25 protein-coding genes and 2 tRNA genes are annotated in these 22,260 nt (G+C 67.7%); 14 read left to right on the forward strand and 13 right to left on the reverse strand.

What is annotated here, in order from left to right:
* Positions 1-102: 102 nt before the first annotated feature.
* Both lipA and C470_RS11525 read right to left on the reverse strand, forming a co-directional pair.
* Positions 103-1,041, reverse strand: a complete 939-nt coding sequence (gene lipA, locus C470_RS11520; protein ID WP_008367396.1) for a lipoyl synthase — start codon at positions 1,039-1,041, stop codon at positions 103-105.
* 79 nt (positions 1,042-1,120) lie between these two features.
* Positions 1,121-2,125: a hypothetical protein gene (locus C470_RS11525; protein ID WP_007345286.1), complete on the reverse strand. Its 1,005-nt coding sequence runs from the start codon at positions 2,123-2,125 to the stop codon at positions 1,121-1,123.
* Between the two features lie 120 nt (positions 2,126-2,245).
* Between C470_RS11525 and C470_RS11530 the strand changes: the two genes are divergently transcribed.
* The gene (locus tag C470_RS11530; RefSeq protein WP_007345285.1) at positions 2,246-2,470 is read left to right on the forward strand and encodes a UPF0175 family protein; all 225 of its coding nucleotides are present in this window, start codon (positions 2,246-2,248) and stop codon (positions 2,468-2,470) included.
* Between the two features lie 411 nt (positions 2,471-2,881).
* On the opposite strand, the gene C470_RS15765 is transcribed toward C470_RS11530, so the two are convergent.
* From C470_RS15765 to C470_RS11550, 5 genes are all read right to left on the reverse strand, one after another.
* The gene (locus tag C470_RS15765) at positions 2,882-3,913 is read right to left on the reverse strand and encodes a hypothetical protein (RefSeq protein ID WP_152418669.1); all 1,032 of its coding nucleotides are present in this window, start codon (positions 3,911-3,913) and stop codon (positions 2,882-2,884) included.
* A 117-nt stretch (positions 3,914-4,030) separates the two neighbouring features.
* Positions 4,031-4,312, reverse strand: coding sequence for a ribbon-helix-helix domain-containing protein (locus C470_RS11535; protein ID WP_008367399.1), 282 nt, complete (start codon positions 4,310-4,312; stop codon positions 4,031-4,033).
* A gap of 275 nt (positions 4,313-4,587) precedes the next feature.
* Positions 4,588-5,805 carry an RNA-guided endonuclease InsQ/TnpB family protein gene (locus tag C470_RS11540; protein ID WP_049908710.1) on the reverse strand — a complete coding sequence of 406 codons (1,218 nt, stop codon included), beginning with the start codon at positions 5,803-5,805 and terminating at the stop codon, positions 4,588-4,590.
* Positions 5,806-5,939: 134 nt separating this feature from the next.
* Positions 5,940-6,011, reverse strand: a tRNA-Thr gene (locus C470_RS11545).
* Between the two features lie 98 nt (positions 6,012-6,109).
* Positions 6,110-6,775: a DUF7114 family protein gene (locus tag C470_RS11550; protein WP_004597062.1), complete on the reverse strand. Its 666-nt coding sequence runs from the start codon at positions 6,773-6,775 to the stop codon at positions 6,110-6,112.
* Between the two features lie 59 nt (positions 6,776-6,834).
* On the opposite strand from C470_RS11550, the gene C470_RS11555 reads away from it, so the two are divergent.
* From C470_RS11555 to C470_RS11565, 3 genes are all read left to right on the forward strand, one after another.
* On the forward strand, positions 6,835-7,581 hold the full coding sequence (locus C470_RS11555) for an enoyl-CoA hydratase/isomerase family protein (RefSeq protein WP_008367403.1): 747 nt from the start codon (positions 6,835-6,837) through the stop codon (positions 7,579-7,581).
* Between the two features lie 91 nt (positions 7,582-7,672).
* Positions 7,673-7,743: transfer RNA gene (locus C470_RS11560), tRNA-Gly, on the forward strand.
* Between the two features lie 627 nt (positions 7,744-8,370).
* Positions 8,371-9,549: an inorganic phosphate transporter gene (locus tag C470_RS11565; protein WP_008367404.1), complete on the forward strand. Its 1,179-nt coding sequence runs from the start codon at positions 8,371-8,373 to the stop codon at positions 9,547-9,549.
* 30 nt (positions 9,550-9,579) lie between these two features.
* Here C470_RS11565 and C470_RS11570 read toward each other — a convergent pair whose 3' ends face one another.
* Positions 9,580-10,224, reverse strand: coding sequence for an undecaprenyl diphosphate synthase family protein (locus C470_RS11570; protein ID WP_004597059.1), 645 nt, complete (start codon positions 10,222-10,224; stop codon positions 9,580-9,582).
* A 79-nt stretch (positions 10,225-10,303) separates the two neighbouring features.
* Between C470_RS11570 and C470_RS11575 the strand changes: the two genes are divergently transcribed.
* From C470_RS11575 to C470_RS11600, 6 genes are all read left to right on the forward strand, one after another.
* Positions 10,304-10,843, forward strand: a complete 540-nt coding sequence (locus tag C470_RS11575; protein ID WP_008367407.1) for a hypothetical protein — start codon at positions 10,304-10,306, stop codon at positions 10,841-10,843.
* Between the two features lie 61 nt (positions 10,844-10,904).
* Complete coding sequence (locus C470_RS11580) at positions 10,905-11,375, forward strand: DUF5812 family protein (protein WP_008367409.1); 471 nt, start codon at positions 10,905-10,907, stop codon at positions 11,373-11,375.
* 71 nt (positions 11,376-11,446) lie between these two features.
* Positions 11,447-12,343, forward strand: a complete 897-nt coding sequence (secF, locus tag C470_RS11585) for a protein translocase subunit SecF (protein WP_008367412.1) — start codon at positions 11,447-11,449, stop codon at positions 12,341-12,343.
* Entirely contained in the window at positions 12,343-13,947 is a 1,605-nt protein-coding gene (locus C470_RS11590) for a preprotein translocase subunit SecD (RefSeq protein ID WP_008367414.1), read from the forward strand. Before secF ends, C470_RS11590 begins: the two co-directional genes overlap by 1 nt.
* A gap of 177 nt (positions 13,948-14,124) precedes the next feature.
* Positions 14,125-14,829, forward strand: coding sequence for a metal-dependent transcriptional regulator (locus tag C470_RS11595; protein WP_007345278.1), 705 nt, complete (start codon positions 14,125-14,127; stop codon positions 14,827-14,829).
* The gene (locus C470_RS11600) at positions 14,826-15,527 is read left to right on the forward strand and encodes a TMEM165/GDT1 family protein (RefSeq protein ID WP_004597051.1); all 702 of its coding nucleotides are present in this window, start codon (positions 14,826-14,828) and stop codon (positions 15,525-15,527) included. The genes C470_RS11595 and C470_RS11600 overlap by 4 nt, the downstream gene beginning before the upstream one ends.
* 31 nt (positions 15,528-15,558) lie before the next feature.
* Here C470_RS11600 and rnhB read toward each other — a convergent pair whose 3' ends face one another.
* The 3 genes from rnhB to C470_RS11615 form a co-directional block, all read right to left on the reverse strand.
* Positions 15,559-16,290 (reverse strand): ribonuclease HII, encoded by a 732-nt coding sequence (gene rnhB / locus C470_RS11605; RefSeq protein ID WP_008367417.1) that lies wholly within the window; start codon positions 16,288-16,290, stop codon positions 15,559-15,561.
* A 48-nt stretch (positions 16,291-16,338) separates the two neighbouring features.
* Positions 16,339-16,710 carry a 30S ribosomal protein S8e gene (locus tag C470_RS11610; protein ID WP_007345277.1) on the reverse strand — a complete coding sequence of 124 codons (372 nt, stop codon included), beginning with the start codon at positions 16,708-16,710 and terminating at the stop codon, positions 16,339-16,341.
* A gap of 125 nt (positions 16,711-16,835) precedes the next feature.
* Positions 16,836-18,470, reverse strand: a complete 1,635-nt coding sequence (locus tag C470_RS11615) for a potassium channel family protein (protein ID WP_007996502.1) — start codon at positions 18,468-18,470, stop codon at positions 16,836-16,838.
* A gap of 165 nt (positions 18,471-18,635) precedes the next feature.
* Between C470_RS11615 and C470_RS11620 the strand changes: the two genes are divergently transcribed.
* The 4 genes from C470_RS11620 (at position 18,636) to C470_RS11635 (ending at position 20,691) form a co-directional block, all read left to right on the forward strand.
* Complete coding sequence (locus C470_RS11620; RefSeq protein WP_008367420.1) at positions 18,636-19,034, forward strand: ArsR/SmtB family transcription factor; 399 nt, start codon at positions 18,636-18,638, stop codon at positions 19,032-19,034.
* Entirely contained in the window at positions 19,031-19,309 is a 279-nt protein-coding gene (locus tag C470_RS11625) for a DUF7521 family protein (protein WP_004597041.1), read from the forward strand. The genes C470_RS11620 and C470_RS11625 overlap by 4 nt, the downstream gene beginning before the upstream one ends.
* Before the next feature lie 65 nt (positions 19,310-19,374).
* Positions 19,375-20,076, forward strand: a complete 702-nt coding sequence (locus tag C470_RS11630; RefSeq protein WP_004597039.1) for a helix-turn-helix domain-containing protein — start codon at positions 19,375-19,377, stop codon at positions 20,074-20,076.
* Positions 20,077-20,145: 69 nt separating this feature from the next.
* Positions 20,146-20,691: a DUF1684 domain-containing protein gene (locus tag C470_RS11635; RefSeq protein WP_008367423.1), complete on the forward strand. Its 546-nt coding sequence runs from the start codon at positions 20,146-20,148 to the stop codon at positions 20,689-20,691.
* Between the two features lie 108 nt (positions 20,692-20,799).
* Here C470_RS11635 and dpsA read toward each other — a convergent pair whose 3' ends face one another.
* Positions 20,800-21,348 carry a DNA starvation/stationary phase protection protein DpsA gene (gene dpsA / locus C470_RS11640; protein ID WP_004597035.1) on the reverse strand — a complete coding sequence of 183 codons (549 nt, stop codon included), beginning with the start codon at positions 21,346-21,348 and terminating at the stop codon, positions 20,800-20,802.
* A gap of 79 nt (positions 21,349-21,427) precedes the next feature.
* Positions 21,428-22,237 carry a carbon-nitrogen hydrolase family protein gene (locus C470_RS11645; protein WP_007345275.1) on the reverse strand — a complete coding sequence of 270 codons (810 nt, stop codon included), beginning with the start codon at positions 22,235-22,237 and terminating at the stop codon, positions 21,428-21,430.
* Positions 22,238-22,260: the final 23 nt, after the last annotated feature.

Genomic DNA, 22,260 nt, shown 5'->3' on the forward strand with positions numbered 1-22,260 from the left:
TAACTCGCTGTTCGGACAAAAGTCGAGACCTCGAAACCCCCTGACAGCTGTGACGGTCCCGGCGGAGTCCGCGGTCGAACTCGGTGGGGTTTCTAATTCGCGTCAGTCCCCGCCCGCGGCCCGCGCGTGGCGCCGCGCGTCCTCGGGCGACCGGCCCTCGCGCACCAGCGCCTCGACGAACAGTTCTCCCGCTTTGTACGACGACCGGACCATGGCGCCCGACGCGCAGTAGAGGAAGTCGAACTCCTCCTCGGCGACTCGCCGCCACGTCTCGAAGACGTCCGGGTGGACGTACTCGAACACGTCGAGGTGCGACCGCGACGGCTGGAGGTACTGGCCGAATGTGACCACGTCGACGCCGACCTCGCGGAGGTCGCCGAGCGTCCGGTACACCTCGTGGTCGTACTCGCCCACGCCGAGCATGAGGCTCGTCTTGGTGTGGATGTCGGACTCGCGGTCGACCCGGTCGAGGACCGCGAGCGACTGCTCGTAGTTCGCGCGGCGGTCGCGGACCGGCCACTGGAGCCGCTCGACCGTCTCGACGTTGTGCGCGATCACGTCCGGCTCCGCGTCGACGATGCGGTCGATCGCCTCGGGGTCACCCTGGAAGTCGGGGATGAGCGTCTCGACGAGGATATCCGGGTCCCGACGCTTGATCGCACGGATCGTCTCCGCGAAGTGCGCCGACCCGCCGTCCGCGAGGTCGTCGCGGTCGACGGACGTGAGGACGACGTAGTCGAGTCCGATCTCCGCGACCGCGTCCGCGACGTTCGCCGGCTCCTCGGGGTCGAGCGCCTCCATCCCGCCCGTCTCGACGTCACAGAAGTTACAGCCGCGCGAGCAGCGGTCGCCCATCAGCATGAACGTCGCCGTGCCGGGGCCGTCCTCTCCCGACCAACACTCGCCCATGTTCGGGCAGTTCGCCTCCTCGCAGACCGTGTGGAGGTCGCGGTCGCGGAGGGTGGACTTGATCTCGGTGAACCGACTCCCGGACGGCGGGCGCGACTTCAGCCAGTCCGGCTTTCGGCGGCCGCGTTGCATGATCGATCCTTGGCGCCCGAGCGCAAAAGCGTGCGGGTCGGGTGGACGGACGCCGCGGGGTCGACCCGTCCCGACGATCCTACGCCTCCGGGACGAACACGTTCATCGACGGCGTCTGGATCCCCTGGAACTTGTTCTTCCAGTTGTACGCGATGTTCAACACGCGGCGCCGGTTCCCGGGCGGCCCCGTCACCACGCTCACGGAGGTGCCGTCCTCCGGGATCTCGACGCGCGTGTCCGCCCACTCGAAGCCCGCGAGCAGCTCCGAGGGGTTCTCGACCGACACCGTCCCGCTGTTCTTGTCCACCTCGTACAGCCGGTAAGAGTCGTTTTCGAGCAGCCGCTTGATCTCGTCGAGGTCCGTATCGAAGTGCTCCCGCAGCGCGTCGGCGGTGTGGTAGCCGCAGACGATCAGGTGCGCGAACGTCTCGACGTTGCGCGGGTTCTGCTCGGCCTCGCGCAGGTGGTCGAAGTACGCCAGCTTCTCCTCGCGGTCGAGTTCGAGGATCGCGTTCACGATCCGCGCCGCCTCCCGCTCCGTCTCCGTCGCGTCCGGGTCGGCGAGGACCTCGTCCGCCCGGGAGCCGGTGTTCTGGCCCCGCGACACGTCGAGGACGTTCTTGAGGTGTTTCGCGCGGTCGTACACCGCCGACTTGTACGACCAGTCGCGGACGTCATCGGGGTAGTCGTCGAACTGGCGGAGCAGTGCCTCCCGGTCCTCCGGAAAGCCGATCTCCTCGCGGAAGTCGCTCCACGCGGTGGCGTCCTCGAAGAGCTCGAACTGCGTCAGGGTGTCCTGTCCGAGGTTCGCCCGCGTCCCGCCGCTGGCGACGAACTTCGCTTCGAGGAACGTCTCGCTCCCGTCGGCGGCCTCGACGATGAGGTCGCCGAGCGAGTCGTAGGAGTTGCCGGCGTGACGCACACCCGTCCGGTCCGGGAAGTCGGCCCGGATCCGGTCGGCGAGGGCCTCGGCGAGATCGGGTCGGCCCTGTTCTTCGAGGTCGGGGTCCGGCTCCGCTCCGTTCGCGAGCCGCGCCGTCAGCTTCTCCGTGGCCTCGACCCAGCCGCGCTCGTGTTTACCCATGTGTCGTGTGGGTCGAGAGGTGATGATAAAAGAAACGTGTACCCGCGGCGGGTTCGAAAGCGAGCCGGGAGTGATGTCGAGCATACATTCTTAGGCGTACGGGCTCGATGTCCAGGTACGATGGCGTCGTCCACCAGCCCCGAAGGGAACGACGAGTTAGCGACCGCCGTCGGTCAGTACGTCCTCGGCGAGCGGTCGCTCGCGAAGGCGGCCGAATCGGTCGGGCTGTCTCGATGGGTGTTCGAAGAACTCCTCGAAGAGACGGGATTCACCGCGTTCTACGGCCCTCGAACGGACGACGATCTGCGGTCGGAAATCGAGGTTGCGCGCGACCTCGACGAGTAAATGTCGGCCGGGTATCCGCGGCCGGTCGTTCTCGACACCACCGTCGTGAGTACCTTCGCAAGTACGGATAGCGTCTCGGTGTTGACGGCCGTTTTATCGTCGCCGCTCGTGGTTCCTACCGTTCGGGATGAACCGGAACGCGGACTGGAGTAGGGCCACGAGTACCTCGATACCGCGGTCGACGCTCTCGGGGACAATCTGTCCGTTCGATCTCCCTCGTCCGACACAGATACCGCCGAGGTTCGGGATCGATTGGATCCGGGCGAAGCGGAATCGCTGCTCGCCACGATCGGAGCCAGCGGGACCCTCGCGACCGACGACCTCGCTGCGCGTGAGTTGGCTAAACAATGAACCGCCCCAGTCACAGTCGTGTGTCCGTAACGGGGGGAGAAAACTCCGTGAGTCACAAGGTTAGCGGTTAGTAGGCGGATACTTTGGATATTCAGATATTTGCTCAATTACCTCCTGACGACTTCCAGAGGTCGGCCCGGACATATCCAAGAACTCGCTTAGTGAATCATACTCCACTAAGTCAAAAGCACGTCCCGTAATTTGCTTCACACGGATATCTTCAGTTGTTGGATCAGTCTTTTCATTACAATAAATCAGGTCAAAGGTGATGTGAACTGATTCAATTCCTACCTCTCGCAAATCAGCCATTAGTTGGTTGATTCGGATTCCCGTTGCACCCATTCCCGGAGGATATCGGTACACCTTGGGCGTCCCGATGAAGGCCTGTACCTCTTCTGAACCTATTGAACCACCTGCAACTCGGTTTGTAAGAGTATCAATCGAGTTCTGGCGTTGAAGTGACCCAATCCCGTTTACGTATTCTGTACCGTCATCATCTCTGTAAAAGAGAGCATCTTCTGAATGATGCCACGCATTCTCAGGAATTGTTGATGGGTCGTGTCCCCGATTTTCGGGCGCAAGCGAGCCAATATGAACATCCGTGTGAACATAGAGGTGTTTAGCAATACCTCGACCAATATTCGAAATATCAACACGTATCTGTGAGTTCGTAAACGAGCAATCCTCTATTACAATCTCCGGCTCGTATTCAAGTTCCATTAGTGCCGTTTGATTATCCAATATCTCGGTCTGGCGCTCTTGGATACCCTCCTGTGAAGACATAATCTCCGTTTGAGAATCCTGTGTCTTCTTCTGCCCTACCAAAACCTCTGCCTGCTTATTTTGAACTTGATGTTGTTCCTGCATGATTTCCGTCTGGTCTTCCACCAGTTCAGACTGGTCAGATTGTAGGTTCGTCTGAATAGAGTAGATTACAATCAGCGCCGCAGTCAGCGCAGTACTTACGATGATATCTATGAGTGAGACTGAAATTCTCCCCAAATAGAGGAGGGTAGAAAGCCCAGCAACGATTAACAAAAAGACGCTGCCGAGAAGAAGATTTCTTAGGTCAAATTCGTCCGGACGAATCATAGAGAGCTTTTCTCCTACGCCCCTGTAAACGTTCCATCAATCGATGTTTCTGTGTTTGAGCGTTACCAGTCGAGGTCGTCCTCGGCGGTCGAGGAGAGTTCCCACGTCCACTCGTCGTCACTCATCGCTCGTGCCGAACCGCTCGCGGGCTTCCTCGGCACTCGTCGTTCGGCCTTCACGGATGTCCTCCTCGGCTTCGAGCAGGGCGACGAGTTCGTCGCGGTCGAACGTCGGGAACTCGACGGCGTCCCGAAGCGTGTACCGAATGAACTCGCTCCGACTGTTGAACCCGCGTCCCTGCCACGTATCGTCTATCTGTTCGAGGAACGACTCGGTGAGTTTGAAGTTCACCGTGGCGATGTCGTCGCCGCCGTCTTCGTTCGTAGTCGCTTCAGACATATAGACGTAATACGCTGGTCTTACCGATAGTCGTTTCGGCGGGACCACATTCACCACCTAACCGCCTTGGAGAGTCACGTCGCGCTGTGTGTCACGAGAGACTGTATCTCGGTACGAGCTACGCTGCGTAGCGAGAGGGCCGACTCGAAGACAGATCTTGTCGAGACAGGTAGACGCGGACAGAAAGCAAACGCAGAGAAAGCCTAGGCCGAGATGTCAACCGTCCCGCGAATGATGACGCGAAACTTGTCAGTGAACTCTGCCTCCATCGACGGTCAGTCGCTCGGGACGAATCCCCGATTCGGCGTCACGGTTCCTGACTTCAGGGCGAGTTGACTGTCGCCCGTCCGCCGAGACGACTGTAGGCCCCGACGGACGTACCTCCATCCGACGTTCTTCGCGCCGACGTAGTCCGCGTTCCCCGTCTCACCACACGATTGGCACTCGAACTCCGAGCGCACGATTCGGTTCCCTTCACTCGTGTGACCGCATTCCGGGCACCGCCGACTCGTGTTCTCCGGTGACACGTACACGACACGGAGCCCCTCCGCGTCCGCTTTGGACTCTACCATGTCCACGAGCTGTCGATGCGCCCACTGGTGGAACTCCTTCACCCGAGGCGCACAGTCTCGGATGTGCCGGAGGTTCTCGAAGGCGATGTACTCGCAGTCGTGTTCAAGGGCCTCGTCGATGATGTCGTTGGCGACCTCGTGAAGCGTGTTCCGGACGTGTCGCGATTCCCGCCCACTCATCTGTTGAATCGTTCGGTGCGCGGACTGTGTACCCGTCCGTTGGAGCCGACCGCGGATTCGCTCAAACTCTCGGTGTCGGTGCCGGAGTTCGTCACCGGATGCGAAGTACGCTGTCGAGGTGGTCGCGATGTTTGCGATACCGAGATCGACGCCGAGAACTGTCCTGTCCTCGGTGTCATCCCGTATCTCGGCTCGTTTCTTGGGCTTGGGTTTCCGGAACCCCAAGTGAATGTAGTACCCACCATCGCGCCGTGAGAGTGTGGATTCAGTGATCTCCCACGCCTCGCTGTCGAGGTACTGGTATTGGTATCCGTTCTCGTCGTCCGGCAGCACGAGTTCACATCGGATACGGTCTCCGACTGTAGAAAGAGAGACGGTTCCGTCGTCGAACAACGTCATCGTGCGCGTGTCGTACTTCACCGTGTCTGCCGTGAACTCCGGCCGAGAGGTGGCGTAATCCTCTTCAAGAGCTTCGATATCATCGATGCCGCTGAGTGCCGCTGCGGCTTGATGAGTGGCGAGTATCGTGTGTTGGCTCCCGAGACGTGTCTCTTCTCGCACCTCGTCGTAGGCGAGCTTTTGAAGACGTGTTTTCCGCGCTTCATTTGCTCTCCATCCGATACGACTGCTGATGTTACAGGCGCGTTTCCACTCAGAGATGGTGGTGTCGAGCAGCGTTCTCTGCTCGCTGGTGAGAGTTAGGCGAGTAATTGCGGTACGTCTCAGGTACTCGTCCGCCACGTCTCTCGATACCGCAGTATGGTACTTAGTGATTATCTCGTGTCACAGGAACTTCACTGCCCTCACCGAGTTCGCTGATCAGAACTCTTCGCGAAACGTACTCTCGAGGACGTGAAAGTGCGGAGAATAAGAAAAGCCTGAGGGGGGATTTGAACCCCCGGTCTCGTCCTTACCAAGGACGCGCTTTACCGCTAAGCTACCCAGGCACGCAAACTGTCGTTGACCGGATTCGACTTTATGGGTTTCGATTCCCCGGCGCGGCGTCGGGGAATCCGAGGGGTGTCGTCCGTCGTCACCGCACCGGTCACCGATCGGTCGCGCTGACGGCCCGCTCGGAGATGTCGGCGATGCGGTCGGCGGTCGCGTCCGGCAGCGCCCGACCCGCGGGCGGGAACTCCCCGTCGCAGTCGGCCGCGAGGTCGCGGGCGTATTCGAGCAGCTCCTCGGGCGGGTCGCCGCCGACCGCGGTGGTGCCGGCGACGACCGCGAGTTCGAGGGCGTCCACCTCCAGGTTGCGGTCGAGTCCCGCTGCCGTTTCGGCGTCCGTCCCCTCGCGGTCGCGGAGCGTCTGGTCGCGGCCGAACGCGCGCACCACGTCGACCGCGGGCCGGGCGGCGTCGGTACAGGCCAGAAGCGAGAAGCCGCGCGAGACGAGCACGTCGGCGGCGAGGATCTCCATGTCGGCGTCGATGTCGGCCGCGGCGGTCGGCGCGGTCACCCACGGCTCCTCGCGGGCCACCGTGCGGGTGAGCCGCAGGCCCTCGTAGATGAGCTGCACGCCCGCGGCGCGGTCGGCCACGTCCGCGAGGTCGACCTCCGGCTCCAGCGCGCGAGCCGTGACCAACGCCAGCACCCCGGGGGTGACCGCGGCGTCGACGAGTCGGGCGTCGAGGGCCTCGCGGAGCTGTTCGGGTTCCACGTCCGCGAGCGCCTCGCGCGCGGCGTCACGCGCTCGCGCGGCATCGTCCATTGCTGTTCGATAGACGAGCGAAGGGCAAAGACCTTTGGAAACGAACGGAATCCCGTACCGTGATCCGGACCCGAACCGACGGCGACGTGCGCGTCGTCACGCTCGACCGCCCCGAGGCCCGCAACGCGCTCCGCCCCGCGGACCTGACCGCCCTGCGCGAGGCCCTCGCGGAGACCGAAGGCGGGGGCGACGCGGGCGACCGCGACGCGGGTGACCGCGACGCCGCGCACCCGCCGGTGACGCTCCTCCGCGGCGCGGGCGACGCCTTCTGCGCCGGCGCCGACCTCGACGCGGTCGCCGGGCTCGACGACCCGCAGGCGTTCGCGCGGCGGGGCCAGCGCGTCGCGGCCGCCATCGAGGAGTCGCCGTCGGTCGTCGTCTGCGGGATCGACGGCCCGGCCCGCGGGGGCGGCGTCGAACTGGCGCTGGCGGCGGACGTCCGGGTCGCGACCCCGCGGGCGACGCTGGCCGAGCCCGGCGTCTCCTTGGGATTGTTCGGCGCCTGGGGCGGGACCGTCAGGCTCCCTCGCGTCATGGGCGAGGGCGACGCGCTCGACTTCGCGCTCTCGGGGCGGGTCCTCGACGCGGACGCCGCGCTGCGGACCGGGCTCGTCTCGCGCGTCGTCGACGATCCGCGCTCGGTGGCCGACGAGATCGCTGCCGGCGAGGCCGACGCGCTCGCGGCGATCAAGCGGCGGATCCGTGACCGGCGTGAGAGCGGGACGCAGGAAGATGCGGAGGCCGCCGCGTTCGCCGATCTTCACGACGCGCACGCGGACGAGATCGCGCGACTGCGGGGAGAGTGAGCGACGAAGCGGCGACGAGGGCAACGACGCACCGCAGTCCCGATGTGACAGGTTTAAGTGAGTCTCCGACCAACTGCGAGATGCGAAGCACGCACCGGTAGTGTAGTGGTATCACGCAACCTTGCCATGGTTGCAACCCGAGTTCAAATCTCGGCCGGTGCACTCCTTTCAGTCGTGCCCCGGCCTGACTCCCGTTCGCTCCTCTCGCGGGAGTCTCGGCCGGTGCATTTTCCGAGCGAAGCGAGGAAAATCGCCGAGAGAGATTTGAACGCTATCAGTTATTTATAAATCGGCGGCAGATCGGCGGAGCACACCTCCAAAGCCCCAGCCGCGAGGCGGACGCACACTCGCTGCGCTCCTCACTCGGTCGCTACCGCTCCCTCGTTGCGGTGCTTGCGTCGTCTGCGCCCGCCTTGCGGCAGCGTGGCGCTACGCGCCACGGGCAGCCGGCGGCGAAGCCGCCGGCGACTGCCCCTTTGAGTCCCGCCCCGTACCGCTCCGCACAGCGCCTCACGCCTCCCCAGCCTCGTCGCTGGCGGCCTTCGCTGCGCTCCGGCCGCCAGCAACTCCCTCGCGCGTGCTCCTCGCGGCCGCCGGGGGCGGCCGCTCGTCGGCACGCGCCACCGCCTCGTTCATTTATAAGTAAGTCGCACCGGATCGCACCGTCATTTAAATACCGTCCGCGTTCGCGCCCGTCTCGCTCGTGACCACCCGCGGGCGCAATGCGTGCGCGGCCGACGGAGACAGACCCCGTCCGTTTAACAGCGCGTGTGTCCTCTGTTCGCGTATATGATTGAGCTTCTTCTTCTCGTCGGCGTCGCGGTGGCGGCGTTCGTCGGATACAACATCGGCGGGGCGACGACGGGACCGGCGTTCGGGCCGGCGGTCGGCGCGGACGTGATATCGAAAGCGGGCGCGGCGGCGCTGATGTCGGTGTTCTTCTTCATCGGCGCGGGGACGCTGGGCCAGCGCGTGGTGACGACGCTGGGCGAGGACCTCGTCACCGGCGCGAACGTGTTCACGCTGGAGACGAGCATCATCGTGCTCTTCTTCATCGGCGGCGCGCTGTTCGTCGGCAACTTCGCCGGCGTGCCGGCGTCGACGTCGATGACGGCGGTCGGCTCCATCGCCGGGCTGGGGATCGCGACGAACACCCTCGACTGGGCGGTGATGGGCGAGATCGCGATCTGGTGGCTCGTCGCGCCGATCATCGGGTTCTGGGTGTCGGGCGTCGTCGGGCGCTACTTCTACTCCGCGATCGACCGCTGGGTGGCGATAGAGAGCACCGAGGGCGCGCTGTTCGAGTTCGACCGCTCGGGGCTGATCCCGCGGCCGGTCCTCGGTCCGAACACGACGCGGCGCGAGCTGACGGGCGGGATCGTCGTCATCTCCATCGGCTGTCTGATGGCGTTCTCCTCGGGCACCTCGAACATCGCGAACGCCATCGCGCCGCTCGTCGCGCTCGACGGCGTGGAGATGACGCCGATGATCCTCCTCGGGAGCGCCGCGGTCGCGGTCGGCGCGTTCACCATCGCCCGACGGACGCTCGACACGCTCGGCAACGACATCACCGACCTCCCGCTGACGGCCGCCATCGTCGTCGCCGTCGTCTCCTCCGGGATCGTCATCAGCCTCTCTGCGGTCGGCATCCCCGCCTCGTTCGTGATCATCGCGACGATGTCGATCGTCGGACTGGGCTGGGGGCGCGCGACGCGCACGGTGACGGTGCGACAGGGGATCAAAGGCGAGAAGGAGCCGAAGGTCTCCGTCGGCGCGCTGACGGCCGACGAGATGCCGGAGATCGGCGAGGGGGACGCGAGCGACATCCCCTCGGCCTCGGACCTGTTCAACCCGGGCACGAGCGCGCGCGTCGTGTTGATGCAGAACATCGTGCCGATCCTCTCGACGGTGGGCGCGCTGGTGACGTTCACCCTGCTTTTCACCTTCGTCTGGCAGGGTCAGTTCTGAGAGGGCAGTCACCGACCGAACCGACGCAACCTACCGGCCGAACCGGCGCTGCCGGTTCTGGTAGTCCAACACCGCCCGGAGGTACTCGCGCCTGCGGAAGTCCCGCCAGTTCACGTCGGTGAAGTACAGCTCCGCGTACACCGACTGCCAGATGGCGAAGTCGGAGAGCCGCTCGGCGCCGGTCTTGATGACCAGGTCGGGCTCCTCTGGGAACAGCAGCCGCTCCGCGACGTCGGTCTCGTCGATGGCCTCGGGTGTTATCTCGCCGGCCGCGACGTCGCTCGCGAGTTCGCGGACCGCGCCGGCGAACTCCGCTTTGCCGCCGAGCCCGACCAGGATTCGGACCGGGGCGTCGTCGGACTCCGTCGCCGCGTCCGGGCCCCCCTGCTCCGGCGACCCGTCGACTTCCGGACCGCGGACCACGGTCTCTGCCGGTATGTCGAGCCGCCGTAACTCACGGACGAGCGTCGGGGCGACCGCGCGGTCGAGGACGGAGACGGAGACGGTGACGCGCTCCGCGCCGTACTCGAACGCCCAGCCGATCGCCGACGAGAGCGTGTCGAACGCGCCGTCGGCGAGGAGGTCGCGCTCGGTGAGCACCAAGGCGACGTGTGCCGGGGGCTCGGCGTCGTGGAGGCGGTGGCGCGTCGCGAGGTAGGCGTCGTAGAGACCCACGTGGGGAGGATCCGGTCGCGCCTATAAATGGCTTCCCGCCGACGAGGGGTTTAATTCGCCGACGCGCCTACCGCGTGTGATGGCAGAGAGCTACCGCGGGGTGTTCGGCGCGATCCCCTACGCGTTCCGCGCGACCGAGTCGTGGACCATGCGCGCGTACGCCGCGCTCGGCGCGCTGGCGGCCGCGTTCGCGGCGCTGTTGTTCACCTCCGCCTTGGTCGTCTGGATGGCCGAAACGGTCTCGGCGCAGGGTGGGACCTTTCTCTTCTCTCGATCGCTGTTCGTAGTTGCCGGGCTGGCCACCGTCGGCCCGCTGCTCGCGCCGATCCTGTTCGTCGCTCGTCGCCACCGCCGCGGCGACCGCGTCGCGCCGACGTACGACCGGTGGATGGGGATCGCCGGCTTCCTGTTCCTCGTCTCGCTGTTCGTCGCACTAGTTATCTCTACGCCGCAAGACCTCCAGCAGACCGATTCCGCCGTTGTCGGCGCGCTGTACGCGCTCCCGCAGTTAGCCGGGTTCGTCCCGCCCGTGGCGGCGGCGCTCGCGATCTTCGCAACCCATTTCAGACTTCGGGGCGGGTCGGACGCCGACGCGGCGGTCGACGAGGCGTCCGCGTGAGCGACGAGTCGCCGGCCGCGGCTCGAAAGCCGGAAGTCGTCGGGGCGACTACCGCGGCGCAATGACCGACGAGAAGGAGAGCACGTTCCTCGTCACGCACGTCGAGAGCGACTCGGCCGTGCTGAAGGACGTCCACGACGGACAGGTACACACGCTGAGCTCGAACCCCGGCCTCGACGTCGACGACGCCGTGGAGGCGACCGTCGCCCCCGACCCCCCGATGGAGGTCACCTACCAGGTGATCGAGGTCGCGGAGCGCCGGCCGCTGTCGATCGAGGAGAGCCCGGAGCCGCCGACCGTCCACGAGCGCGAGCTCGCCGCGGAGACCGAGACCGGGGAACTCGCCCGGGAGGAGCGCGCGGGCGTCGGCCAGGTGCACGTGCTGACGCCGCCGGAGTCGGAGACGGAGGCGGCGGTCGCCGACGTGATAGACGACCGCGAGGGGACGCTCTCGCGCGCGGCTCGGCTCGGCGTGAACCGCGTCGAGATACGCGCGGAGCCGGGCGTCGTGGCGGTCCGATACCTCCCGTAGCGAGGGCGACCGAGCCGCCGCGGCCTCGCAGATAAGAAGGCTTATTCGCGCCCGCGGAGGAAGCGGTGGTTATGGTAGCGATCGAGGTGCCGGAGGTCAACTACACCGACTACTCGAACCGGCAGCTCGCGGCGGTGCCGCTCGCGTTTCTGGTCCTCGCGCTGGCGATCATCGGCGGCTGGGTCGTCGCCACCGGTGCGCCGGCGAACATGGGGCTGGAGTTCACCGGCGGCGTCGAACTGCGAGTCGCAGCCGACGGAGGCGATGTCGAACAGCAGGTTCAGACGGCGTTTGACCGCGAGCCCGACTCGGTCCGGACGATTCTGAGCGACGACGTCGACGAGGGGAGGGTCGTCGTCGTTACGTTCCAGGCGACGGAAAACGATCCGGAGGGGTTCGCGAGTAACCTCCAAGACCAAGCCGACGCGGCCGGGTTTACCACGTTAGCGGTCGATCAGGTGTCGGCGAGCTTCGCGAGCGACACCGCGCGGACTGCGCTCTTCGGCGTGGCGCTCGCGTTCCTCGGGATGAGCGTGCTCGTGTTCGCGCTGTTCCGGACGTTCGTCCCCTCGCTCGCGGTCGTCGCGTCCGCGTTCTCCGACCTCGTCATCCCGATCGCGGCGATGAACCTCCTCGGCATCGAGATGACGCTCGGGACGATCGCGGCGCTTTTGATGATCATCGGGTACAGCGTCGACTCGGACATCCTGTTGAACGACTCCGTGCTGCGGCGGACCGGCGAGTTCTACGAGTCGGTCAGCCGCGCGATGCGGACGGGGGTGACGATGACGCTCACCTCCATCGCCGCGATGGTCGTGATGGCTATCGTCGCCTCGGTGTTCGGCGTCGGACTCCTCCGTGACATCGGGATCATCCTCTCGATCGGGCTCTGCGCCGACCTGATGAACACGTACCTGCTCAACGTCTCGCTGCTTCGCTGGTACAAGTTCGAGGGGGTGGCCCGGTAATGCTCGAACCGATCAAGGAGAACTGGCGGATCCTGCTGCTGGTCGTCGTCGTGCTCGGGTCGACGGTGGCGCTGTTCGGCCCCGGGTTCGGTCCGGAGCCGGCGCCCGGCGAGAACGCGAGCGAGGCCCGACAGGGGATCACGAACCTCCAGTACGGCCTCGACTTGGCGGGCGGGACCCGCGTCCGCGCGCCGCTCTCGGGGTACACCGCCACCGACGTGGCGCTCGGGGGAGAGAGTCCCGAGGCGGTCGCGGATGCGGTCGCGGCCGAGTTGGACAACGCCTCGACCCGGAACGTCGGCGTCGTCCCCGACGAGAGCGCGGTGGAGGTCACGGATCCCACCGTGACCGAGTCCCAGTTCCGGGCCGCGATGGACGCCGCCGGCTACGAGTACGGCGGGATCCGCTCGGGCGTCACGCAGGAGACGCGCGACGAGACGATGAACGTCATCCAGGGGAAGATCAACGAGGCGGGGCTCTCCGGCGGGAGCGTCCAGCAGGTCCAGTCGATCACCGGCGAGCACTTCATCCTCGTCGAGGTTCCGGGGCAGGGTCGGCAGGAAGTGATCGACCTCCTCGAAGAGCGCGGGACCGTCCGGATCGACATCGCGTACACCGACGGGAACGGGACAGCCGTTCAGGAGGGTGCGCTGATCCAGGGCGACTTCGACGAGATCGGGACCGCGACGCAAAGCGACCGCGGCCCGGGGGCGTACGTGCCCGTCACCGTCCGCAACAGCGACGACGACGGCCAGTCGCCGGCGCACGCCTTCCAAGACGCGGTCGCGCAGCGCGGCTTCCCGGACGCGTACGAGACGCAGGCGGACCAGTGCGGGTACAACTCCGAGACCGGCGAGATAGAAGAGGTGAACGGGGATCGGAACCCGTGTCTCCTGCTCGTCGTCGACGGCGAGGTCATCAACTCCTTCGGGATGGACTCCGGCCTCGCGGACGACATGGGCACCGGCTCGTGGGCGGAGACCGGGCGGTTCCGGCTCACGACCGGGGAGTTCGCAGAGGCCCAGCAGATCTCGCTGAACCTCCGCGCCGGCGCGCTCCCGGCCGACCTCGACATCAGCGGCGAGGGCACCTCCTCGTCCATCTCGGCCTCGCAGGGGGAGAACTTCCGGACGTACTCGCTCATCATCGGGGTGCTCTCGGTGTTCGCGGTCGCCGGGATGGTGTTCCTCCGCTACCGCGAACCGCGGGTCGCCCTGCCGATGATCGTCACGGCGCTGGCCGAGGTGTACACGCTGCTCGGCTTCGCGGCGCTGCTCGGCTACCCGCTCGAACTCGCGGTGATCGCGGGCTTCATCGCCGTGGTCGGGACCGGGGTCGACGACCTCGTCATCATCGCCGACCAGGTGATGAGCGAGGGCGACGTGAGCTCCCGGACGGTGTTCGACTCGCGGTTCCGACAGGCGTTCTGGGTCATCGGCGCGGCCGCGGCGACGACGATCATCGCGATGTCGCCGCTGATGGTGCTGTCGCTCGGGGACCTCTCCGGGTTCGCCATCTTCACCGTCCTCGGCGTGCTGATAGGCGTGCTGATCACCCGCCCCGCGTACGGCGACATCCTGCGCCGCCTGCTGACGGTCAGGTAACCCGGCTCGGGCTCCGCGGTCACCCGTTTTCCGGTCAAATGCGACGTTCGATCAGTTGTCACGCCTCCGGAGCGCTATTTTTCTCGTTCGTGATCCCGAAGGGGCCGCCGCCGGAGCTCCGTCAGAGACTGAACGACGACCCGACAAACTATTAATTTAGATCCGTCAAAAGCAGGTATGCCGACCGACGCCGTCGAGGACTACCTCAAGGCGATCTACCGGATCGAGTCGCGGGCGGGGCCGCCCGTCTCCACCTCGCAGATCGCGGGGGCGCTCGACAAGACCCCCGCGACCGTGACGAGCATGGTGGAGACGCTCTCCGAGCGGGGCCTGCTCTCCCGCGAGAAGTACACGGGCGTCGAGCTGACGCCCGCCGGCGAGGTCGCCGCGCTGGAGGTCGTGCGCCGGCACCGGCTCATCGAGGCGTTCCTCGCCGAACAGCTGGACTACGAGCCGACCGAGGTGCACGACGAGGCCGACGCGCTCGAACACCACGTCAGCGAGGAGTTCACTCGGCGCGTCGAGCGCCTCCTCGACTACCCCGCCGCCGACCCGCACGGGGACCCGATCCCGCCGGCGGACCTGTCGACGCCGGAGGACGCCGGCACCGCGCTCGTCGCGGCCTTAGCGCCCGGCGAACGGGGCACGGTCGCCCGCATCAGCGACCGCGACCCCGACGTGTTGGAGTTCCTCGTCGACGCGGGGATCACCCCGGGCACGACCGTCGAGGTCGTCGACGTGACCTCCTTCGGGCTGGTCACCGTGCGGACGAGCGACGGCGACGAACACGGACTACCGGAGGCGGTCGCGGACCGCGTGTACGTCCGCCGCGCCGCGGAGTCGAGCGCCGCCGGCGACGGCCAGGAGGCGAGCGACGCATGACCGGCTACGTCGAGATCCTCGTCGTCGCGTTCGCCGCCCAGCTGGCGGTGCTCCCGGGCGAGAAGGTCCAGCTGATGATCGCCGGGCTCGCGACGAAGTACGACCCGAAGATCGTCGTCGCCGCCGCGGGGTCCGCGTTCGCCGGGTGGACCGCCGTCGAGATCGCGTTCGGGCAGGCGCTCCAGTCGGCGCTGCCGCCGCTCGTGCTCAACGCCGTGACGGCGGTCCTGTTCTTCGTCTTCGCGGTCCTCCTGTACCGCTCCGCACCGCCCCGCGGAACGAGCCCCGAGGCGGAGCGCACGGACGGCGGGATGGCCGCGTTCGACGACCTCTCGCTGCCGGGGCGGCTCGACCGGTACTCGGGGTCGCTCGGCGGCTTCCTGCCCATCTTCGCGCTCACCGCGACCGGCGAGTTCGGCGACAAGACCCAGCTCGTCACGATCGGCTTAGCGGTCCAGTACGGGGCGACATCCGCCATCTGGTTCGGCGAGATGTTCGCGATTATTCCGGTGAGCCTCGCGAACGCCTACTTCTTCCACAAGTTCGCCGGGCGGGTCGACATGCGGCTCGCGCACCTGGGCTCCGCGCTGCTGTTCGCCTTCTTCGGCGCGGACACCGTGCTGGCGATCGCGACCGGCTTCTCGGTGTGGGAGGCGTTCGTCGGGGCGGTCGGCGGCCTCGTCGGCGGGCTGATCTGAGAACACCGCGGCGCCGGCCCCTCGAACCGGCTCAGAACTCGTCGAGCGCCGACTGCTCGGCGGCCGCCAGCGCGTCCTCGCAGGTGCTCCACGACGCGCGCGCGCAGTCGGGCAGCGTCCCGTGGTCGCCGACGTACGCGGCGAGGAACGACCGCGTCGCCGGGTCGCTCGGGTAGCCGCTCCCGAGGTCGTCGTATCCCGGATACGCGGCGTCGATCTCAGCCATCGCGGCGTCGCGGACCGTCTTGGCGACGACGCTCGCCGCGCCCACGACGGGGTCGTCCTCGTCGGCGCCGTGGGCGGCCGTCACGTCGACGGTGGGGAGGTGATCGCCCTCCTCGGAGGCTCCGTTTTCATCGTCCCCCGCGGCCGCTTCTCCCCCCTCCGCGACGAACCGCGCGAGCCGCTCCGCGAACCGCTCCTCGCTCGTGTCGCCCGCGTCGGCGACGACGCGGACCGGTTCGTCGACGCCGGCGGGGAGGGCCGCGAGCGCGTCGACGACCGCCCGCGCCTGCCCGCGGACGGTGAGCGTGTTCATGTCGGTGTCCGGACGGTCGATCTCGGCGGGCTCGACGCGGGCGACGCCGACCGCGACGTCGGGGTCGCCCCTGAGAGCCGCGGCCATCTCCTCGCGCCGCGCCGGCGCGATCCGCTTCGAGTCGTCCACGTCGGCCGGGAGGCTCGCGGGGGCGGCGATCACCGCCGCCGCGACCATCGGTCCGAGCGCGGGCCCCTTGCCGGCCTCGTCGACGCCGAGGTACACGCGTCGCTGGTCGGCGTGCGTGCGGAAATAGCTTCAGAAAGGACGCGCTCAGTCGAGCAGGACCGCGTTGACCTGGCCGGTCTGGCCGGGGCGGGAGGTGACGCGCGCGCGGCCGGCGGACGTCTCGATAATGGCGCCCTTCGTGACGATGTTCCGGCGGGCGTAGTTGACGTTCGCGGGGTTGTCGGCGACGTTCTCGATCTCGGCCTCGCTGACCTCGCCGTCGTCGGCGACCTGCGCGACGTTCGTCGAGAGCGCGCGGACCTTCTTGTCCGTGCCGCGGGCGTCGATGTACTGGAGGCGCGTCTCGCCCACCGTGGTCTCGGCGGGCTCGCGGCCGAGCTGGTGGCGTTTCTTGTTCGAGGCGTGCTTGAGTCGGCCGCCGGTCCGCTTGCGCGCGGAGCGTCCCTGGTCTTTCATACGGGTACGAACAGCCAGCGAATACTTGAACCGTTCGACTCGTCCCGGCGGGATCGGCGGCGCGAGCGGGGGCAGCGCCGCGACCCCGACGGGTGGCCTGGGCCGAATTCGCGAGGGGACCCGGCTCAGGCGAACGCGCGCTCGAACGCCCGGACCCCCTCGTCCGTGCCGGCGACGACGAGCTCGTCGCCCCGCTCGATCCGCGTCTCCGGGCCCACGTCGGTGACGAGGCCGTCGCCGCGCTCGACGGCGATGACGGTACAGCCGGTGGTCTCGCGGACGGCCGCCTGCCCGATCGTCCGGCCGTTCAGGGCGGGCGCCTCGCTCTTGACGACCTCGACGTGGGTGTCCAGCGAGAGCACGTCGCGGTCCGTGAGGACGGCCGACGCCGACATCCGCCCGGTCACCGTCGAGAGGGAGAGGACGTAGTCGGCGCCGGCCCGGTGCATCTTCGGCACGCTCTCGGGGTCCTCGACCCGCGCGAGCAGCTCCACGTTCGGCGCCAGATCGCGGACCACGAGCGTCGAGAACTCGGCCGTCGTGTCGTCGGGAAGGGCGAGGACGACGGTGCGCGCGTCGGCGACGCCGGCCTCCCGCAGCGTCTCCGGGTCGGTCGCGTCGCCGACCACGTCGATCGCCTCGCCGCCGTCGCGGTCGACGACGGTCACCGGGAGGTCGGCCGCTTCGAGGGCGTTCACGACGGTCTTCCCGACTTGGCCGTACCCGACGACGAGGGTTTCTCCCGCGCCGAACCGGCGGGCCGCCGAGTTGGTCAGGTCGACGAGCCGCTCCACCTGCCCCTCGGTCCCCGAGACGAGCAGAACTGTCCCCGCGGACAGCGTCGCGTCCGGCGGCGGGGCCGCCTCGAACGCCCCGTTGAACCACGCGCCGATCACGTCGACGCCGGTGCGCTCGCCGATCCGGCTCCCCGCGAGCGTCGACCCTGCGAGGCCGCTCCCGTGGTGGATCGACACCTCGGCGATCCGCAGGTCGCCGACCGCCACCGCCTCGTCGAGGTCGGTCCGCACCGCCGTCGTCACCTTCGAGGCGAGGCTCTCGCCGAGCAGCGACCGCGGGGAGAGCACCTCGTCCGCGCCGGCGAGCCGGTGGTACCGCTCGCGGCTCGGGTCCTCGACGACGCTTATCGCGCGGACGTCCGTCGACAGCTCCTTCGCGGCGAGGACGATGCTCGCGTCCACCCGGTCGGAGACGTCGGTGACGAGGGCGCGCGCGTCCGTCAGCCGCGCGCTCGAGAGCCCGTCGGTCGTCTCGGGGTCGGCCCGGATGACCGTGTGGCCCGCCTCGTACAGCGCCAGCGCCCGCTCGGGATCGGGCTCGACGACCACGTACGGGACCGCTTCCGACTCGAACTCGTCCAAGAGCGCGTCGGAGCGCGTGGTGTCGGAACAGACCACGACGTGCCCCTCGGCGTCGCCCTCCAGCGACCGGGGAACGCTCGTCGCGAACGCGGACTCGAGGAGCGGGGTCGCGACGACCGGGAGCGCGCCGATGAGCAGCATCATCCCGACGAGGTCCATCACGGCGACGAACGCGTGCATCTGCTGGCTCTGCCACGACGACGAGTCGCCGCCGAACCCGGTCGTCGTGAACATCTCGATCGCGAACTGGAACGACTCGATCAGGGTCCGGGGGTCGTCCTCGAAGGCGCTCATCCCCCACTGGTAGGCGACGGCGGTGAACGTGAGCATGACGCCGAGAAAGACCGCGTACAACACGACCCGCCGCTTCCACGTGTCCATCGAGCCGCGATACGTCGCGGCCGTACAAAAACGGGGGGACTCGTCCGGCTCGGCCGTCGCGGACCGGTCGGCCGGGTACTCGACCGTCGGCGGTCGGCCGATCGGACCGCCCTGGCGTCGGACAGAAGTTCGATGGTTTAAGTTCCGGGGGCCGAACCGTCACCCATGGTGCGGGACCCGTCGCGAGACCCGGAGCCGCCGTCGGTCGACGAGGTGCTCGACGCGCTGGCCGACGACGCGGCCCGTCGGATCGTCGCGGCGCTCGCCGAGCCGAAGACCGCGAGCGAGCTCTCCGAGGAGTGCGACATCCCCCTGTCGACGACCTACCGGAAGCTGGAGAAGCTCACCGATGCCTCCCTGCTCTCTGAGTCGACCGACATCCGCCGGGACGGGCAGCACACGACGCGGTACTCGGTATCGTTCGACGCCGTCACCGTCTCGGTGGACGACGGCGGCGAGGACGGCGCGGACCGCCGCGAGTTCGACGTGGAGTTCTCTCGGCCGGACCAGACCCGAGACGAGCGACTTGCCGACCTGTGGTCGGAGCTACGAGAGGAAACATGAGCCCGTACATCGACCTGACTATCATCGTCGCAAAGACCGCCATCCTGCTACTCGGTGGCAGCATCACCTACTACGCGCTCCGCGCGTACGACCGGACCGGCGACCGCTCGCTACGGGAGCTCGGCGTCGGCTTCGGGATCGTCACCGTCGGCGCGCTGCTGGGCGGCGTCTCCCACCAGATCATCGGCGCCGACCTCGCGGTCGGTATCGCCATCGACGGCCTCCTCACGGCGGTCGGGTTCGCGGTCATCGTCTACTCGCTGTACCTGGAGTAGGCTGAGCGGCTTTCGACGCGCGACGAACGGTACCCTTTTGCGGCGCTCGGCCGTCCGTTCACGGCATGAGCGACGCACGCGAGGAGCTCTCCCGCCGGATCGCCGGCGAGATAACGCTGAGCGACGACCCGGGCGCGACGCTCCGGAAGTGGCGGACGGACTTCGACGTCTCGCAGACCGAGCTCGCCGACCAGCTCGGCGTCTCCTCGTCGGTCGTCTCGGACTACGAGAGCGGTCGCCGGGAGAGCCCGGGTATCGGCGTCGTCCGCCGCACCGTCGAAGGACTCCTCGACATCGACGAGCGCCGCGGCGGCGGCCGACTCCGCCAGCACGCCCGGGTGCTCTCGGCCGGGTTCGAGAGCGACATCGTCCACGACCTCCGCGAGTACTCGACGGCGGTCCCCCTCGAAGAGTTCTACGAGGCGATGGGCGCGACGGAGATCGTCCGCGGCGACCACGACCACGTGAACGGCCACACGGTTATCGACTCGATACAGGCGATCACGCGCCTCTCCAGCGAGGAGTTCTACCGGCTGTACGGCCAGTCGACGAACCGCGCGCTCGTGTTCACGCGGGTGACGCGCGGCGAGTCGCCGCTCGTGGCGCTCCGGGTCGTGAGCCCGACGCCGAACGCGGTCGTGCTCCACGGGATCGAGGACGGCGACCTGTGGGACCACGCCGCCGACCTCGCCCGCGTCGACGGCGTCTCGCTGGCGACGTCGAACCGCGACCTCGACGACTGCCTCGCGGACCTCCAGGCCCTGTGAGCTGACGCCCGGGACGGGGAGGGCGGCCGAACCGCGGGCCTGAAACCGCCGGCGCCCGTCGGTCCGGCCATGACCGAGGATTACGCCGAGCGGCTCCGCGCGAACCGCCGGGAGAAGGACGAGTTCTTCGACGACCACCCGCAGTCGCCGATCCCGCCGGAACACCGGGACGAGTTCGACGGGCTCGACTACTTCCCGCCGGATCCGGAGTACCGCGTCGAGGCGACCGTCACGGTCCACGACGATCCCGAGCCGGTCGAGATGGAGACGACCGCGAGCAACCCGGTCCGGTACCTCCGGGTCGTCACGTTCGCGTTCGAGGTCGACGGGGAGGAACACACCTTGGCGGGCTACCGACAGGAGGGCGACGACGGCGCGATCTTCGTCCCCTTCCGCGACAAGACGACCGGCCAGCAGACGTACCATCAGGGACGCTACATGGAGCTGGAGCCCGAGGGCGACCTCGACGACGGCGACGGCGTCACGATCGACTTCAACCTCGCGTACAGCCCCTTCTGCGCGTACAGCGAGACGTTCTCCTGTCCGCTCCCGCCCGAGGAGAACTGGCTGGAGATCGTGATTCCGGCCGGCGAGCGGGCGCCGGACCTCGACTGAGCGATCCGGCGGTCACCGACGGCATCGGCGCTGCTCGGGGGTGTCGAAAAATCAGAAATCGGAGAATCGGACGCCGGAACGGCCCGAAAGCAGTCGGCCGCGGTCGGCTTACTCGAGCGTCTCGCTCGTGACGAGCGTGTCGTCCTCGAGGTAGTGCTCGATGTGGTGGCCGTGTTCCTCGACGTCTTCGAGGATCTCGCGGAGCTGCTCTTCGGTGTTGTAGTCGCCGAGGTTGTTGGCGAGCTGGATGTGCTCGCGGAGCTGCTCGGTGATGTCGCCGAAGATCTCGAGGTCGTGCTCCAGCGACGTCCGGATGTCGTAGGCGTCGGCGTCCTCGGGGGTCACCGGCGCGTGCTCCTCGTAGTTCGCGCCCCCGGAGAGGGGCACGCCGCCGAGCGCCTGCGCGCGTTCGGCGAGCACGTCGGCGCCCTCTTCGAGGTCGGCCGCGACCTCGCCGAGGTACTCGTGGATGTCGAGGAACTCGGCGCCCTCGACGAGCCAGTGGTGCTTCTTGATCTGATGGTAGAGGACGTACGTCGCCGCGAGGTCGCTGTTGAGCGCGTCGACGAGCTGTTCGGCCTTCTCCTCTGGGACGCGGAGCGCTTCGCTCTCGTGAACGTCGCCGTATCGCTGACGGGCCTGCTTCTGGGTGCTCATCTCAACTATACATACGCGCGCGACCTACTTAATAGTTCCTACTGAGAAAACTACTTTTTCGAAAATAGAAAGAATAGTTTCAGATGTCGTCGACAGCCCCCACCAGATCGCGCTGCGCGGAGAGCGTGTCTCGGTCGAGGGTCGCGGTCAGCGTCGCCGGTTCCCGGCCGAGCTCGGCGGCGACCGCGCCGTCGGGGCGGACGACGAGGGAGTTGCCCGCGTAGGTCGCCGCCTCCGCCGGGCGCGCGCCCCCCGCGGTTCCCGTGCGCCCCGCGCCGACGGTCCACCTGACCCCGTCGAGCGCGCGCGCTCGGACGAGGAGCCGCCAGTTCGCGACGTGGTCGGCGGGCCACGCGCCGACGACGACGAGGGCGTCGACCGCGCGCTCAGCGAACCACGCGCTCTCCGCGACGAAGTTGAGGTCGTAGCAGGTCAGCAGTCCGGTCGACCCGGCGGGCGTCTCGACGATCACGCGGTCGCCGCCGGGCTCGACCCACTCCGCCTCGTCGTCCCACAGGTGTCGCTTGCGGTAGGCGGAGAACGCTCCGCCGCCGTCCTCGGAGGACCCTCCCGGCGGGACGTACGCGGTCGCGTTGTATACGGCGTCGCCGTCCCGTTCGGCGTACCCCGCGACCACGGCCGAGCCGGCGGTCTCGGCGACGGATTCGAGCCGTGCGCGCGCCACGTCCCGGGACAGCGCGGCCTCCCGGAGCCGTTCGTCGGCCACGAACCCCGTGAGCGCGTACTCGGGGAACACGGCGAGGTCGACGCCGCTCGGCAGGTCGGCGGCCCGATCTCGAAGTCGGTCCGCGTTCGCGTCGACAGCGAGGTCCTCGACCGGGACCTGCGGGACGGCGACGGTCGGATCGTCGGAGGAGCGATCGGTCACGCGGCGGGCTTCGACGCGGCGGC

The sequence above is a fragment of the Halorubrum distributum JCM 13561 genome (genome assembly GCF_000337395.1).
Classification (GTDB): Archaea; Halobacteriota; Halobacteria; order Halobacteriales; family Haloferacaceae; genus Halorubrum; species Halorubrum distributum.